15 protein-coding genes are annotated in these 15,364 nt (G+C 71.5%); 7 read left to right on the plus strand and 8 right to left on the minus strand.

The features are described 5' to 3' along the window. Positions 1–5: 5 nt before the first annotated feature. Both ASG40_RS02710 and ASG40_RS02715 read right to left on the minus strand, forming a co-directional pair. On the minus strand, positions 6–476 hold the full coding sequence (locus ASG40_RS02710) for a (2Fe-2S)-binding protein (protein ID WP_055880056.1): 471 nt from the start codon (positions 474–476) through the stop codon (positions 6–8). A gap of 124 nt (positions 477–600) precedes the next feature. After that, a complete protein-coding gene (locus ASG40_RS02715) occupies positions 601–1,731 on the minus strand; it encodes a glycosyltransferase (protein WP_055880057.1) in 1,131 nt (376 codons plus the stop codon). 332 nt (positions 1,732–2,063) lie between these two features. Between ASG40_RS02715 and ASG40_RS02720 the strand changes: the two genes are divergently transcribed. Continuing rightward, positions 2,064–3,755 carry a methyl-accepting chemotaxis protein gene (locus tag ASG40_RS02720; protein ID WP_055880059.1) on the plus strand — a complete coding sequence of 564 codons (1,692 nt, stop codon included), beginning with the start codon at positions 2,064–2,066 and terminating at the stop codon, positions 3,753–3,755. 96 nt (positions 3,756–3,851) lie between these two features. On the opposite strand, the gene ASG40_RS02725 is transcribed toward ASG40_RS02720, so the two are convergent. After that, a complete protein-coding gene (locus tag ASG40_RS02725) occupies positions 3,852–4,109 on the minus strand; it encodes a DUF6894 family protein (protein WP_055880062.1) in 258 nt (85 codons plus the stop codon). 190 nt (positions 4,110–4,299) lie between these two features. Then, positions 4,300–5,043 (minus strand): Crp/Fnr family transcriptional regulator, encoded by a 744-nt coding sequence (locus tag ASG40_RS02730; RefSeq protein ID WP_055880065.1) that lies wholly within the window; start codon positions 5,041–5,043, stop codon positions 4,300–4,302. A 666-nt stretch (positions 5,044–5,709) separates the two neighbouring features. On the opposite strand from ASG40_RS02730, the gene pyk reads away from it, so the two are divergent. Then, a complete protein-coding gene (gene pyk / locus ASG40_RS02735) occupies positions 5,710–7,146 on the plus strand; it encodes a pyruvate kinase (RefSeq protein WP_055881184.1) in 1,437 nt (478 codons plus the stop codon). A gap of 58 nt (positions 7,147–7,204) precedes the next feature. On the opposite strand, the gene ASG40_RS02740 is transcribed toward pyk, so the two are convergent. From ASG40_RS02740 to ASG40_RS02750, 3 genes are read right to left on the minus strand one after another with little or no spacing between them, the layout of a single operon-like run. Beyond that, positions 7,205–8,461 (minus strand): GGDEF domain-containing protein, encoded by a 1,257-nt coding sequence (locus ASG40_RS02740; protein ID WP_055880069.1) that lies wholly within the window; start codon positions 8,459–8,461, stop codon positions 7,205–7,207. 55 nt (positions 8,462–8,516) lie between these two features. Continuing rightward, on the minus strand, positions 8,517–9,671 hold the full coding sequence (gene aroB, locus ASG40_RS02745) for a 3-dehydroquinate synthase (protein WP_055880072.1): 1,155 nt from the start codon (positions 9,669–9,671) through the stop codon (positions 8,517–8,519). After that, the gene (locus ASG40_RS02750) at positions 9,668–10,276 is read right to left on the minus strand and encodes a shikimate kinase (protein ID WP_055880074.1); all 609 of its coding nucleotides are present in this window, start codon (positions 10,274–10,276) and stop codon (positions 9,668–9,670) included. The genes aroB and ASG40_RS02750 overlap by 4 nt, the downstream gene beginning before the upstream one ends. Before the next feature lie 290 nt (positions 10,277–10,566). Here ASG40_RS02750 and ASG40_RS02755 point away from each other — a divergent pair, with 290 nt between their 5' ends. The 5 genes from ASG40_RS02755 (at position 10,567) to ASG40_RS20965 (ending at position 13,829) form a co-directional block, all read left to right on the plus strand. Further along, positions 10,567–10,719, plus strand: a complete 153-nt coding sequence (locus ASG40_RS02755) for a hypothetical protein (RefSeq protein WP_055880076.1) — start codon at positions 10,567–10,569, stop codon at positions 10,717–10,719. 26 nt (positions 10,720–10,745) lie between these two features. After that, positions 10,746–11,711, plus strand: coding sequence for a site-specific tyrosine recombinase XerD (locus tag ASG40_RS02760; RefSeq protein ID WP_274533818.1), 966 nt, complete (start codon positions 10,746–10,748; stop codon positions 11,709–11,711). Between the two features lie 145 nt (positions 11,712–11,856). Next, positions 11,857–12,495 carry a helix-turn-helix domain-containing protein gene (locus ASG40_RS02765; RefSeq protein ID WP_055880079.1) on the plus strand — a complete coding sequence of 213 codons (639 nt, stop codon included), beginning with the start codon at positions 11,857–11,859 and terminating at the stop codon, positions 12,493–12,495. Between the two features lie 11 nt (positions 12,496–12,506). Continuing rightward, positions 12,507–13,553, plus strand: coding sequence for a cysteine synthase A (locus tag ASG40_RS02770; RefSeq protein ID WP_055880082.1), 1,047 nt, complete (start codon positions 12,507–12,509; stop codon positions 13,551–13,553). Between the two features lie 120 nt (positions 13,554–13,673). Next, complete coding sequence (locus ASG40_RS20965; RefSeq protein ID WP_156387520.1) at positions 13,674–13,829, plus strand: DUF3309 domain-containing protein; 156 nt, start codon at positions 13,674–13,676, stop codon at positions 13,827–13,829. 113 nt (positions 13,830–13,942) lie between these two features. Here the strand turns inward: ASG40_RS20965 and ASG40_RS02775 are convergent, their stop codons facing one another. Beyond that, positions 13,943–15,343, minus strand: coding sequence for a trypsin-like peptidase domain-containing protein (locus ASG40_RS02775; protein ID WP_055880085.1), 1,401 nt, complete (start codon positions 15,341–15,343; stop codon positions 13,943–13,945). Positions 15,344–15,364: the final 21 nt, after the last annotated feature.

Genomic DNA, 15,364 nt, shown 5'->3' on the forward strand with positions numbered 1-15,364 from the left:
GGATCTCAAAGGGACGCGGCCGCGCGCTTCACGGCGCGCAGGATCCGCGAATGGGTGCCGCAGCGGCACAGGTTGCCCGCCAGCTCCCGCTTGATCGCCGCGTCGTCGGGGTTGGGGCTGCGGGCGAGCAGCGCTGCCGACTGCATGATCATGCCGTTGATGCAGTAGCCGCATTGCGCGGCCTGCTCGGCGATGAAGGCGGCCTGGACCGGATGCGGCCGGTCGGCCGAGCCGAGTCCTTCCAGCGTCACGATCTTCTGGTCCGGCCGCAGGCTCGACAGCGGCGTCGTGCAGGAGCGCACCGCGACCCCGTCGACATGGACGGTGCAGGCGCCGCATTGGCCCAGGCCACAGCCGAAGCGGGGGCCGTGCAGGTCGAGGTCGTTGCGCAGGACGTAGAGGAGCGGAACCTCGGGATCGTCGCTGCGCACGCTCACCGCGCGCCCGTTGACGTCGAGCGAGACCGGCTGGCCCATGGTGCTTCTCCGACCATCCTGTCTGGATGAGTTCCAGAGAGTGGCCTAGCAATCCGCCCCGACGGGGGTCAAGGGACGGCCGGGCGCCTCCGCGGGCTGGCCCGCGCGCATTCTCATCGCCAGCTCATCCCCAGGCCGTCTTCCCGCGTCGGCGGGCCGCGGCGTCTCGGACCGTCACCAGGGCCGCCTCGGCCACCGCGATCTGGCCCGGCAGTTCCTTCGGCCCGAGGGGGTGGTAGGCGAGGCGCGGGCTGGCGCGCTCGGCCTGCGCCAGAGCGAGGCCGGCCAGCGGAATCTCGGCGATGCGGCGGGCCTCCTCGGGCGGGATGCCCAGAAGCCTCGCCCAGGCGGTGTTGCGCGCCAGGCGCCCGCCCGCGTGCAGCCGGCGCAGGCGCCGGCGCCAGCCATAGCGGAACAGGGCGCTCGGCAGCGGTTCGAGGCGGGCGTCGCACAGGGCGTCGGGCAGTTCGCAGCGCGACCGGATCGTGTCGGCCACGCCCCCGGGGGCGCGGCCGGTGAGGCGGGCCGAGATGGTGACGACCACATCGACCGCGTGGCGCACGCGCAGGCCGTGCTGGAGCAGGGCGGCCACGAAGGCGCCGTCCTCGCCCAGCGCCATCGGCGGCATGCCGCCCACCTGCCGGTAGGCCGACACGCTCACGGCCAGCGTCGCCCCGATGGTGGTGCGGTGGCACGGCCAGGGATCGTTGGGATCGGGATCGATCAGCGCCTCGGCCTCGGTGAGGAGGTCGCTGTAGGCGTCCTCCAGCCGCCCCCTGGCGGGCAGGGAGGGCGGCAGCAGCGCGGCCTCGTCGGCGTCGAGCTCGACCCGGCCGGCGACGGCATCGGCCCCGGCGGCCATGGCCGCGAGGTTGCGCTCCACCCAGTCCGGCGGGACCCGGCTGTCGGCATCCGTCGACAGGATCGTGCCGCCCTCCCCTTCCGCCTCGAGCCAGTCGGCGGCGGCATTCATCGCCTCGCGCCGCGCCCAGCCGGCGTTGGCGCCGGAGAACGTCACCTCGACCACCCGCACCGGCAGCGACATCCCCGCCAGCATGCCGGCCACGATGGCGGGGGTGGCGTCGGTGCAATTGTTGAGGAACAGGACGAGGCCGAGGCTGCCCGGCGCCAACCCGGCCTGGGCGTCGATCGCCCGCAGGCAGGCGCCGATCCGCTCGGCCTCGTTGCGCACGGGAATCGCGATGACGGCTTCGATCCTCGCGGCGGGGAGGCTCGGTTCGGGAGAGGAGGACACGACTGACTCCGGGGGACCGGACCGGGGGCGGTCCAGGGCGACGGCTTAGCAGTTTCACGGGCTGTGGGGGACGGGTTTCCAAGCCGGCGCATCGGGGGCACCGACGACGAAGCGGCCCGGGTTCGAGCGACGATGGCGAGACACGCCCAACACCATCGATCCGATCGTCCGGACAAATCCGCGAGTATTCGAAGGGATTGCTTTCCTCGCTCACGTAGCCGGAATGTTTTCATCGCCAATTTAACGAAATTTAACCCTTCTGCACGAGAATGTAGCCCGGCCTCATTAGAGGTTGCAACGGTTTCGAAAACAGATACGCCAAGGTGGATGACGTGAAGATCCTGAATAATCTTAAACTTTTGAGCAAACTCGCCATCCCCACGGTTCTGTTGGTTACGGTCGCGCTCGGCTTGATGATGCTGTCGTGGTCGAGCCTGAACAGCCTCGACCGAAGCACGCAGAGGATCGTCGATGTCACGGCCACGCGCGCGGTGACGGCCCTCCAGATGGCCTTCGCCATGGACGAGGCGACGATCCGCGAGAAGAACGTCATCATCGAGACCGACGGTGCCGCGATGCAGGAGCAGCAGCGGCATTACGCCGAGGCGCGGACGAACGCCCTGGCCGCCGTCGACCGCCTGATCGCCCTGGCCGACACGCCCGAGCGCCGCACCGGCAACGAGGGCATCAAGGCCCTGCTGACGGAGTTCTTCGCCGCGGCCGACCGGTCGATCGCGCATGGATTGAAGAGCGAGACCGAGGCCGCGACGAAGGTTTCGAACGGCCCGGTCCGCGAGGCCCGCGCCAAGCTCGTCGAGGCCGTGAAGAAGCGGGTCGACACCAACATGAACGACCTCAACCTCGCAAAAGCCAAAGCTTCCGAGGTCGCCGGTTCGGCCGTGCAGACGCTCGTGGTGGCCGCGGCGGTCGGCCTTTCGGTCGCCGTCGGCCTTCTCGCCGCCATCGTCGTCCTCGGCGTCACCCGTCCGCTCGCAGCGATGACCGCCGCCATGGGAGGCCTCGCCGCGGGAGATCTGGCCGTCGAGGTCCAGGGCGCCGGGCGCAAGGACGAGATCGGCACGCTGGCGCGCGCGCTGCAGGTGTTCAAGGACAACGCGGTCACCGTCCGCCGCCTCGCCGCCGAACAGGCCATCGAGGACGAGGCCAAGATGCGCCGGGCCGATCGCCTCGACCAGATCACCAAGAGCTTCGAACACAACGTCGCCGCCCTCACGCACGGCCTGGCCGGAGCCTCCACCGAGATGGAGGCGACGGCCAAGTCCATGGCCGGCATCGCCGAGCAGACCACGCAGCAGACCATGATTGTGGCCGGCGCCGCCGAGGAGACCTCCGCCAACGTCCAGACGGTGGCCGCGGCCAGCGAGGAGATGTCGGCCTCGGTGCAGGAGATCGTGCACCAGGTGAGCCAGTCCTCGCAGATCGCCGGCCGCGCGGTGGAGAACGCCCAGCGCACCGACGCCACCGTGCGGCGCCTGGCCACCACGGCCGAGCGCATCAGCGCCTTCGTGTCGGTGATCGCCAACATCGCCTCGCAGACGAACCTGCTGGCGCTGAACGCGACCATCGAGGCGGCGCGGGCCGGCGAGGCCGGGCGGGGATTCGCCGTCGTCGCCTCCGAGGTGAAGGAGCTCGCCGGCCAGACCGCCAAGGCGACCGGCGAGATCGGCGAGCGGATCACCGAGATCCAGGCGGCGACCCAGGAAGCGGTCGCCGACATCGAGGCGATCGGCCGGATCATCGGCGAGATGTCGAGCTACGCCGCGTCCATCGCGGCCGCGATGGAGGAGCAGGGTGCCGCCACCCAGGAGATCACCCGCAACGTGCAGGAGGCCGCCAAGGGCACCGAGCAGGTGACGATCAACATCTCCGACGTGCGCCAGGGGGCCGGCCAGACCGGCGCGGCGGCGTCCCAGGTGCTCAGCGCGGCCCAGGAGCTCTCGCGCCACTCCGAGAGCCTGACGCGGGAGGTCGGCAGCTTCCTCGCCAACGTGAAGGCCGCCTGACGACCGCCATCCTCGGCGCCGCGAACGGCGGGCGCCGAGGACACCACACGCTCCCCCTCCCCGGGACGCTCCGGTCCCGCGCTGCCGGCCGGGGGCCTACCCCTCCGCGTCCTGGGAGAGGTCGACCCGCTGGACGATCAGGGCGACCGTGACCGTCAGCACCCGCTTCCCGTCCGCGTCCCGCACCTCGACCGTCACGTCGCGGGTATCGCTGCGCGGAATGCGATCCTTGCCGATCGAGACCACGGCGTGGATCGCCTCCTGCTCGGCCCGTTCGAGATCCGGGAACGCCAGTCCGTCCTCGTCCTGGATGAAGAGCGGACCTTCGCGGACGTCGAAGTAGAACAGGGGCATCGTTGCTCTCCGGCTGAGCGGATCGTCGGGGGCGCCCCGTGGCGATGGGCGATCGGTTCTGGAATATCGGTCTTGCTACCATTCCCGGTTGATCACGTCGTGATGCGGACATGGGCTTCGCTCAGGCGCCGCCCGGGCTCGGTGAGACGGTTCCCGCTTGATTCAAGCGGGAACCGTCTCAGACAGGAACTTATCTCGCGGCGCGCTTGCGCTGGTGGAGATAGGTCGCGTCGAACTCCGCCGTCCGCAGGAGCTCGTCCCAGGCCCGGATGACCAGGACGCTGCCGCGCAGGGTGATCATGCCCCTGCCGCGCATCTCCTGAAGCACGCGGTTGACGTGGACGCTCGACAGGCCGGTCGCATCGGCGAGATCGACCTGCGTGACCGGGAGCGGACAGCGATGGTCGCCGGCCAGCCCCACCGCCTCCTGCTTGAGGTACAACTCGCAGAACAGGTGGGCCATGTGGTCGAAGGCCGAGCGCCGCCCCATGCAGAGCATCCACTCGCGGAAGATGGCCGCGTCCACGAGGGTGTCGCGCCAGAGCGTGGCGGCGATGCCGGGACAGCGCGCCGTGAGGTCGTGCAGGGCCTCGTGCGGGACGAAGGCGACGGTGGCGGTCGTGAGAGTGGCGAGGCTGTGATCCATCGACGGGATGTGGAGGCTCTGCAGGTCGGGGATGTCGCCGGCGATGTGGAACGAGAAGATCTGGCGCTTGCCTTCGCTGATGATCTTGTAGCGGCAGGCCCAGCCTTCGAGGATGAGGCAGCACTGGGAGGCCGTGTCGCCGTCGCGCACGATGTCCTGGTTCGGCCGCAAGGTCTTGAGCGTGACGGGCAGGCCCTTGATCGCCCTGCGCTCCTCGTCCGACAGCGCATCGATGCTTTCCAACTGGCGGATGAGCGGCGAGAGGGGATGCTCAACGTTCGAGACCATTCTTGTCGCTTCGCCCCTGCATGACAGACGGATGCTCACGCTGCGTCCGGGTATCGAAACCCGTTTTCGCGTGGCCGACGCGGTTGATGCCATGAGGCGGATGTCACGCCCGCACACTCACTCACGTTATGAATTTCATAACCCATGTCACACCCGATGGCTCCCGCCGGCCGAAAAGTCTTTGCTTTGGCGACAGCACGTTTTCGCAGGACGAAGCGTGCGAGCACGCGCACCGAATAGCGGATCACCACTGCTCGCGTCGTGCACGCCCGCTCTTGAATTCTACAATCTCATTTTACTGGGATCGTTTTACGTGCCGGCAGGGCGGTCGCCCCGACAACACGATTTTCGTGGCAGCACCGACGATGTGTCGATCCGGATGCCGGCCGTGACCCTATTCGCCTCTTCGGGTTGAGGCAGACAAGCTTTAACCGACCACCCACCCTCTCGACGACAGTGAAACAGAAGTATTCCTCCGCCGCTCGTCTGCCGAAAGACCGGCGGCCCGTCGTCGATCCGCCGCGGACGGTCCCGCCGCGGGCGACCCGGGACGCGAGGCGATGGGGCCGCCGCGCTTGACGGGATGGCGGTGTCGGTGCTTGTGGCCGCTCGCTCCGTTCGGCCGGTCTGACACGACGGCCCCGCTCGCACAGGTTGGAGGCCGCCGTGAAACGCGCCCGTCGTACGAAGATCATCGCCACCCTCGGTCCCGCCTCCGACACCCCGGAGATGATCGAGAGGCTGTTTCGCGCCGGCGCGGACGTGTTCCGGCTCAACATGAGCCACCTGCCGCGGGAGAAGCTTCCCGAGAAGATCGAGGTCATCCGCACCATCGAGCGCGAATTGCGGCGTCCCATCGCGATCCTCGTCGACCTGCAGGGCCCCAAGCTCCGGGTCGCGGCCTTCGCCGAGGGCAGCGCGATGCTCCGGAACGGCGACAGCTTCGTCCTCGACAGCGACCCGACCCCGGGCAACGTCACCCGCGTCTTCCTCCCCCACCCCGAGATCCTCTCGGCGCTGGAGCCCGGCCACGTCGTCATCATCGACGACGGCAAGCTGCGCCTGACCGTCACCGAGGTCTCCGAGGGGCGCGCCGTCACGCGGGTCGAGGTCGGCGGCAAGATCTCCAACCGCAAGGGCGTCTCCCTGCCCGACACGGTGATCCCCGTGGCCGCGATGACCGAGAAGGACCGCGGCGACCTCGAGGCCGGCCTCAACGCCGGCGCCGACTGGATCGCCGTCTCCTTCGTGCAGCGCCCCGAGGACGTCGCCGAGGTCAAGAAGGTCTGCGCCGGGCGCGCCCTGGTGATGGCCAAGATCGAGAAGCCGCAGGCGCTCACCCGCCTCGACGAGATCATCGAGATCTCCGACGGCATCATGGTCGCCCGCGGCGACCTCGGGGTGGAGATGCCCCTGGAGCAGGTGCCGGGCGTGCAGAAGCGCATTACCCGCTCCTCGCGGCGCCTGGGCAAGCCCGTGGTGGTGGCCACCCAGATGCTCGAATCGATGATCACGGCGCCGGTGCCCACCCGCGCCGAGGTCTCGGATGTCGCCACCGCCGTCTACGAGGGCGCGGACGCCGTGATGCTCTCGGCCGAGAGCGCATCCGGCGGCTTCCCGATCGAGGCCATCAGCATGATGAGCCGCATCGCCGAGCAGGTGGAGCGCGACGCCCTCTACTGGACGATCCTCACCGCCCAGCGCTCCGAGCCCGACGCCACCGCCTCCGACGCCATCGCCGCGGCGGCCCACCAGATGGTGGACGCCCTCGGCCTGACCGCGATCATGGCCTGGACCCATTCGGGCTCCACCGCCATGCGCCTGGCACGCTCGCGCCCCAACGCCACCATCATCGCCCTGACGCCGAAGCGCGAGACCGCCCGGCGCCTGGCCATGTGCTGGGGCACGCACCCCATCGTCACCAACGACGCCAGCGACGTCGACGACATGGCCTTCCGGGCGGCCAAGTTCGCGGTGCGCGAGCGCTTCGCCGAGATCGGCGACCGCATCATCGTGGTGGCCGGCGTGCCGTTCGGGACACCGGGCGCCACCAACCTCGTGCGCATCGCCTTCGTGACGCGGGACCACGCCGCCAAGGCGTGACGCCGCCGTCGCAGACGACCGGAAGGCCCCCGCGCACCGACCCGCCCACGGCCGGCGTTCAGGTGCGGTGGCCCTGCCCGTTCAGCCTCAGCCCGGGCACGTCGGGCCGCACCGTCCCGCGCTCGGGGAATGCGGCGGCCCGCGGCTGGGGCGTGCGGTCGGGCAGCGCCGGTTCGACCCGGTTGCGGCCCCGGCGCTTGGCCTCGTAGAGCGCCTGGTCGGCCCGGCGCAGCAGCGCGTCGAGGTCGCGCTCGAGGGCCCGGCCCTGCGTGCGGGTCGTCGCCACGCCGATGCTCACGGTGACGGAGAGGTGGGGCAGGGACTCGGGGCTGAGCCGTTCCACCGCCCTCCGGATCAGGTCGGCCGTGTCCAGCGCGGCCGCGGCCTCCCGGTCGCGCAGCAGGCAGGCGAACTCCTCGCCGCCCATCCGCCCGAACACCGCCTCGCCCGGCAGCAACGCCTGCACCGTGTGGCAGAACCCGACGAGGACGCCGTCGCCGACCGCGTGGCCGTCGGCGTCGTTGATCCGCTTGAAGTGGTCGAGGTCGAACAGGAGCAGGGCAGCCGGCCGGTCCGTTCCCGCCAGGACCGCCTCGGCGCGGGTGACGAAGGCCCGGCGGCTGGCGATCCCCGTCAGCGGATCGGTGTCGGCCGCCCGCCGCTGCAGCAGTTCGGCCCGCTCCTTGGTCAGGGCCATGAAGACGAAGGCCAGGGCCAGGCTGAACAGCATGGCGGCCAGGCACACCCAGGCGAGCCAGGGCGACTGCAGCGGGTTGAACCCCGGCGGAGGCGCGGGCTGGATCATCGCGAGGGGGATGCGCAGCCAGTACAGGGCGGCATAGGCCCCGAGGATGACGACGGCCGGGTAGCGCGAGACCAGCGGTTCGGCCCGGCCACGCCAGACGTCCACGGCCGAAAGCCAGCAGAAGCCGCCGGCCAGCAGCGAGGCCAGCATCACCCGTGCCGGGGCGCTCTCGTAGAACGGCGGGACGAGGCAGGCCGCCAGCCAGACGCCGACCCCGGTGCCGGCCTGCCAGAACCGGAGCGGGCGCCCCTCGAAGGCGAGGGTGCCGCTACGGATGAGGCCGTAGGCGCCGATCATCACGGCATTGCCGATTCCGATCGAGGTCCAGTCCGGGATCGTGCCGCGCAGGGCGAGCAGGCAGGAGGCGAAGGCGCCGACGACATGGGCGATGCCCCAGATCGCCAGGGCGCGGACGGTGCGGGCCTGGCTCCACGACAAAAGGAACAGGCTGCCGACCATCCCCGTCAGCAGGGCCGTCGCCACCAGCAACGTCGGCGCATCGAGCTGCATCGACCAGTCCCATCCCCACGTGATTCGGTTTCCGCACGACCCGAGCGGAACCGTATCACGCGGCGGCGAACTCGCTTGCCAGGAACGCCTCCACTTCGGCCCGGTCGATGCCCGGGGCGATGAAACTCCTGCCGATGCCGCGGGCGAGGATGAAGGTCAGGGCGCCGTCGCGGACCTTCTTGTCCTGGGCCATCGCCGCCAGGATGGCCCCAGCGTCGCCGCAGCCGCCGGGCACCGCCTGCAGGCGGGTCGGCAGGCCGGCGAGCGCCAGGTGGTTGGCGACGCGGCCCGCCTCCTGGCCGGGGCAGAGGCCGAGGCTGGCCGAGAACCGGAACGCCAGGGCGAGACCGATGCCCACCGCCTCGCCGTGGACGAGGCGGGCCGAATCGTAGCCCGTCAGCCGCTCCAGGGCATGGGCGAAGGTGTGGCCGAGGTTGAGCAGCGCCCGTTCGCCGTCCTCGCGCTCGTCGCGCACCACCACCCCGGCCTTGGCCCGGCAGCAGATCGCCACCGCCTCGTCGCGCTCGGGGCCGCCGGCGAAGATGCCGGCCCAGTTGGCCTCGCACCAGTCGAAGAACCCGGCATCGGCGATGAGGCCGTATTTGGCGACCTCGGCGTAGCCGGCCCGCATCTCGCGGCTCGACAGGGTGTCGAGGGTGGCGGTGTCGGCGACGACGAGGCGCGGCTGGTGGAAGGCGCCGATCAGGTTCTTGCCGTGGGGCGAGTTGATGCCGGTCTTGCCGCCCACCGAGGAATCGACCTGGGCGAGCAGGGTGGTGGGCGCCTGCACGAAACGCACGCCCCGGCGCAGGGTGGCGGCGGCAAAGCCCGCCAGATCGCCCACCACGCCGCCGCCCAGGGCCACCACGACGTCGTTGCGCTCGATCCTGTGGGCGAGCAGGCCGTCGCAGACCTGCGCGTAGGTGGCATAGCTCTTCGAGCCCTCGCCCGGCGCCACGACGACGGTTCCCGTGCGCAGGCCGGCGGCCTCCAGGCTCGCGCGGACGCGCTCCCCGTACAGCCCGGCCACGGTCTCGTCGGTGACGATCGCGGCCGCCCTGGCGCCGAGGCCGGCCACCGCCTCGCCGATCGTATCGAGGAGGCCGCGGCCGATGCGGATGTCGTAGTCGCGGCCCGCGTCGAGGGGAACGTGAACAGTGAGAGGAACTTGGACGGTGAGAGGAACTTGGACGGTGAGGGGAGCGGTCACTGCGCGGCGACGCCTTGGTTCGAGGGGCCGTTGAGGCGGGCGTCGAGGGCCTCCATCACGTCCTGCACCACGCGGTCGTGGGAGACGTCGCGGGAGGGCACCACCACGTCGGCGACCTCATAGACGGGATGGCGCACCGCCATCAACGCGCGCATCGTGCCCTCGGGATCCTCGGTCTGCAGCAGCGGCCGGCCGCCGCGCTTGCGCACCCGGCGCATCAGCACGTCGAGCTCCGCCTTGAGCCAGACGGAGACCCCGTGCTCGGCGATGCGCAGCCGGGTGGTGTCGCGCATGAAGGCGCCCCCGCCGGTGGCGAGCACCAGCGGCCCCTCGCGCAGGAGGCGGGCGATCACCCGCTCCTCGCCCTCGCGAAAGCTCGGCTCGCCGTAGATGGCGAAGATGTCGGGGATGCTGAGGTGCGCCGCGTGCTCGATCTCGGTGTCGGCGTCCTTGAACATCAGGCCGAGGCGCCCGGCCAGGCGGCGCCCGACGGTGCTCTTGCCCGCCCCCATCAGGCCGACGAGGACGATCGAGCGGCTGCCCAGCGCCCGGCGCAGGCGCAGCTCGATCGGATCGCTCTCGGGCTCGGGGGGAAGGTCGTTCATCGGCTCAAGGCTTCGGGGGCTCAGGCTTCATGGGCTAAGACTGCGTGGGCTCAGGCTGCTCGGGCTCAGGCTTCGTGGCGGCTTGCGGGTCCGGTCTCGGCGGGGCTCTTTCGCAAACCCTTACCGTGTTTCGGGATGAGGGCGAAGCGGGAGGGGGGCGGGCCCGCCGCACCGTTTCGCCGGCTCGCTGTGGCCCGGAAGTCCTTGCCTTCCGCCGACCCCTGGGAGAAACCCCTTCCACCGCAGCGCGATATCGCCCCCGCCCCCCGCCCGATCGAGGTTCGCCCGACGTGCCGACCCTGTTCCGCTTCCTCGCCACCATCGCCATCCTCGGGGGGCTGGCCTTTGCCGGAATGGTCGCCCTCGCGACCCTGGTGGTGCCGACGCCGCGCGAGATGAGCGTCACGATCCCCGCCTCGAAGCTGCAGCCGCCGCCCAGGTGACCGGTGTCGAGGTGACGGGTGTCCAAGTGACGGGTGTCGAGGTGACGAGCGCGGAGGCGGCCCCGCAGCCCTGGCCCGGCGAGGGCTACCTCGAGATGCTGGCGGCCGAGCGCGGCGCCGCCGCCAACACCCTGGAGGCCTACCGCCGCGACCTCACCGACTACCTCGGCGCCCTCGACGCGAGAGGGATCGCGCCCGCCGCCGCCGAGCCGGCCCAGGTGCGGGCCTATCTCGCCGATCTCGAGCCCCGGGGCCTCTCGGCGGCCTCCGCGGCCCGGCGCCTCTCCTGCATCCGCGGCTTCCACCGCTTCCTCTACGCCGAGGGGCTGGCCACGGGCGATCCCACCGTGGCGCTCACCGGCCCGCGCCGGGGCCGGGGCCTGCCCAAGGTGCTCTCGGTGGCCGAGGTCGACCGGCTGCTCGGGGTCGCCCGCGAGGCCGCCGCCGCCGGCGAGGGCGGGGTGCAGGCGCGGGCGATCCGCATGCACTGCCTTCTCGAACTCCTCTACGCCACGGGCCTGCGCGTCTCCGAGCTGATCGCCCTGCCCCGCCGGGCCGCGACCACGCGGGACCGCTTCCTGATGGTGCGCGGCAAGGGCGGGCGCGACCGGCTGGTGCCCCTCACCGAGATGGCGCGGGCGGCGATGCGCCTGCATCTCGCCCGGTTGCGGGGCGAGGGCCCCTGGCTGTTTCCCGCCGACAGCGCCAGCGGCCACCTCACCCGGCAGGCCTTCGGCCGCGACCTCAAGCTCGCCGCCGCCGCCGCCGACCTGCGCGAGGACAGGGTGAGCCCGCACGTGCTGCGCCACGCCTTCGCCAGCCATCTCCTCCAGAACGGCGCCGATCTGCGCATCGTGCAGGAGCTGCTCGGCCACGCCGACATCGCCACCACGCAGATCTACACCCACGTCCTCGACGCGCGGCTGAAGGGCATGGTCCGCGACCTGCACCCGCTGATGGACGCGGCGCAGGACGCCCCGGACAACACCTGACCGCCATGGCCGCCGCGGGCCGCGCGAGCTAGAGCGCCGGATCGGCCAAGATGTCCGGTCCGGCGCTCTAGCGCCTTGGTTTTGCATCGGATTTTTCTCAAAAAGCGGGTCCCCTTTTCGGTCCGATGCTCTAAGGTCGCCGCCGATGGCCGTTCCCGATCCCCCCGTCGCCGACCTGGCGACCGGCTCCAGTGCCCCCCCGGAGACGCCGCGCACCCTGGAGCGGGCGCTCGGCCACCAGATCCGCAGCCTGCGGCGCGAGCGCGACCTCTCGGTCTCGGATCTCGCGGCCGCCGCCGGGGTCTCGCTCGGCATGGTCTCGAAGATCGAGAACGGCCAGATCTCGCCCTCGCTCTCCACCATCAACGCCATCGCCGGGGCGCTGAACGTGCCGCTCACCGCCCTGTTCGCCGCCTTCGAGGAGAAGCGCGACTGCTCGCACGTGCGCGCCGGCCAGGGCGTGATGATCGAGCGGCGCGGCACCAAGGTCGGCCACCTCTACGAATTGCTCGGGGCCGCACTCGGCGGCGACGTGGTGGTGGAGCCCTACCTCATCACCCTCGAGCCCGACGCCGAGCCCTACACCGGCTTTCGCCATGCCGGCATCGAGTTCCTGTACATGCTGAGCGGCGAGGTCGTGTACCGGCACGCCGACCGCTCCTACACGCTCAAGGCCGGCGACGCGCTGCTGTTCGACTCGGGCGGCGTCCACGGCCCCGAGACCCTGGTGTCCTGGCCGATCACCTACCTCTCGATCATCATCTATCCTCGGCACCCGACCTGAGACGGACCACCATGACCGCGACCCATTCCGCGAGCCCCGACGTCCTGTCCTGCATCGGCGGGACGCCGCTGATCCGCCTGGCCCGGGCCTCGCGGGAGACCGGCTGCACCATCCTGGGCAAGGCCGAGTTCCTGAACCCCGGCCTCTCGGTGAAGGACCGCGCCGCCCTCTCCATAGTGTGCGACGCGGAGGCGCGCGGGCTGATCCGGCCGGGCGGCACCATCGTCGAGGGCACGGCGGGCAACACCGGCATCGGCTTGGCGCTGGTGGCCTCGGTGCGCGGCTACCGCACCGTCATCGTCATTCCCGAAACCCAGTCGGCCGAGAAGAAGGAGACCCTGCGGCTGGCCGGGGCGCGCCTCGTCGAGGTGCCGGCGGTGCCGTTCTCGAACCCCGACAACTACGTCCACGTCGCCCGGCGGATGGCCGACAAACTCGCCGCCACCGAGCCGGCCGGCGCCTTCTTCGCCGACCAGTTCGACAACGTCGCCAACCGCCAGGCCCATGTCGACACCACCGGCCCGGAGATCTTTTCCGCCACCGCGGGCGCCGTCGACGGCTTCGTCTGCGCGGCGGGCACCGGCGGCACGCTCGCCGGCACCGCCCAGGCCCTGCGCGCCCTGAAACCCGGCGTCCGGATCGCGCTCAGCGACCCGGAGGGCTCGGCGCTCCACGCCTATTACGAGACCGGGACGCTCAAGGCCGAGGGCTCCTCGATCACGGAGGGCATCGGCCAGGGCCGGGTGACGAAGAACCTGGAGGGCTTCCGGCCAGACCTGTCCTTCCGCGTTCCCGACCGGGAGGCGCTCGACATCGTGTTCGCGCTGATGCGCGAGGAGGGCCTGAGCCTGGGCGGATCGTCCGGCATCAACGTCGCCGGAGCGATCCGGCTCGCGCGGGAACTGGGGCCCGGCCACACCGTCGTGACCATCCTGTGCGACGGGGCGGCGCGCTACGCCTCGAAGCTGTTCAACCCCGCTTTCCTCACCGAGCGCGGCCTGCCGGTGCCGGAGTGGCTGACCGCCGCCGGAGCCCCTCTGCCGGACTGGCGGGCCTGAGCGTCGCCCCGGTCGCGCGATTCGTCACAAGTCCTTGAAAAGGCGTTGAACGAAATCGATCCAGGGGGCGTTGCATGGTCAAGCTCGGGCGCTCAAGCTCGGCCGTTTCGGAGTACCCCCATGACCTTGACCACGATTCTCCTCATCATCCTCATCCTGGCGGTGCTCGGCGGCGGCAACTTCCTCGGCGGCGGCGCCTACCGTGGCCAGAGCTTCGGCCTCGGCGGCATCCTGATCATCATCCTGATCGTGTTGCTGGTGACCGGTCGGATCTGAACGGCCGATGCGAGCGAGCCGCCGCGTCACGGACGCCGGCGGCTCGCTCGATCTTCTTGCCTGACCGCATGACGTCGTCGGGCGATCGGACGTCGCTGGTCCGCCCAACTGCGTCAGCGCCCGCAGGCGATGCCCACGACGAGCCCGGCGAGCCGGCCCGTGACGGCCCCGAGCGATGCCGGCGCCGGATCGGCCGGCCGTGACCCCGCAGGAATGCGGTTCTCGGCCAGGAAAGCCGCGATGCGGGCGCCCGGAACCAGGGCGTAGCGCGTCGTCGGCACCACTCCGGCGACGAGGCGCGGGGCGGTCGGATACGACGAGACCAGCCCCACCAGGTTGCCCGACCGGTCGAGGACCGGCGCGCCACCGGACCCCGGCTGCAGCGGCGCCGCGATGCCCTCGCCCACGGTCTCACCGGGGGCGACCGCGACCGTGCCCCCTTCCTCCGCTCCCAACACCACCACCGCCTCGGCCTGCTTGACGGGCGTGTCCCGCGGCACGGGCGGCGGCCCGCCGGGCGCCGGGGGCGTCCAGTCCAGCAGCGTCAGGATGCGGTCGGTGGCCACGACCCGCGCCGGCCTGCCGGCGATGGTCGGCTCGGTGCAGGCGGCGAGGGCCTGCGCGCTGGTAAGGACGCGGCCGGGCCCGATCACCAGCCCGGTCGCCGCCGGCGGGCGCCGGACCGGCGGCGCGGGCGCTGGCGCGACGGCCACCGCCGGGCCGCGCTCGGATGCGGGGGCGGCCTCCTCGAACGGCACGAAACTGTTGGCGATGGCGATGACGAGGCGATCGACCTCCGCCGCGGCACCCTTGCCGTAGCCGATGGTGAAGCCGCGGATGCCCGGCGCGCCGGCCGCGTAGCGGATGTAGGACTTGCCCTGCGCGGTCTCGGCGGTGACCACCAGGAAATCCGGCCGCTTGAGCTTGTAGGTGACCTTGCGGTCCGGCGTGGGCGCGGTGATGCGCGCGAAGATCGCGTCGAGGTCGGTCTCGCCGGGCGGGAAGGACTTGGTCTCAAGGGTGATCGCCCCGTCCGCGCTCTGCCAGCGGGTGCCGCCGGGCGTGCCCGAGCGCTTGGGCAGCAGGCGCTCGGGCACGCCCAGGGTGACCCCGCTCGGCCCGTCGCGCCGGACCGCGAACTGCCCGGCCTTGCGCGCCGCCGCCCCCGCCGCGAGCAGGGTGGCCCGGGTCGCCGGGCCGGGGAACGCCGCCTCGCGGGCGCCGGTGCGGGCGGCATAGGCCAGGAGCGCGTCGTGGGTGCGCCGGCCGTAGGTGCCGGTGACGACGCTGTTGTAGTCGCCTGTCCAGACCAGGGCGTCCTGCAGGCCCTTGCGCTCGGCCTCGGGCAACGCCTCGTAGGCGGCCCTGGCGGCATCGTAGACCGGGTCCGGCGCGGCGGGTTTCTGCACGGCGGCGGGTTTCTGCGGAGCTGGGGGCACCTGCGCCTCGGCCGAAGCACCGGAGAGGGCCACGAGGCCGCCGGCGAGCCACCGAACCCGATCGCGATGCGCCATGCCCGTGGATCTCCGATCACC

Origin of the sequence: Methylobacterium sp. Leaf399 (assembly GCF_001424525.1) — a bacterium.
In the GTDB taxonomy this organism is placed as follows: domain Bacteria; phylum Pseudomonadota; class Alphaproteobacteria; order Rhizobiales; family Beijerinckiaceae; genus Methylobacterium.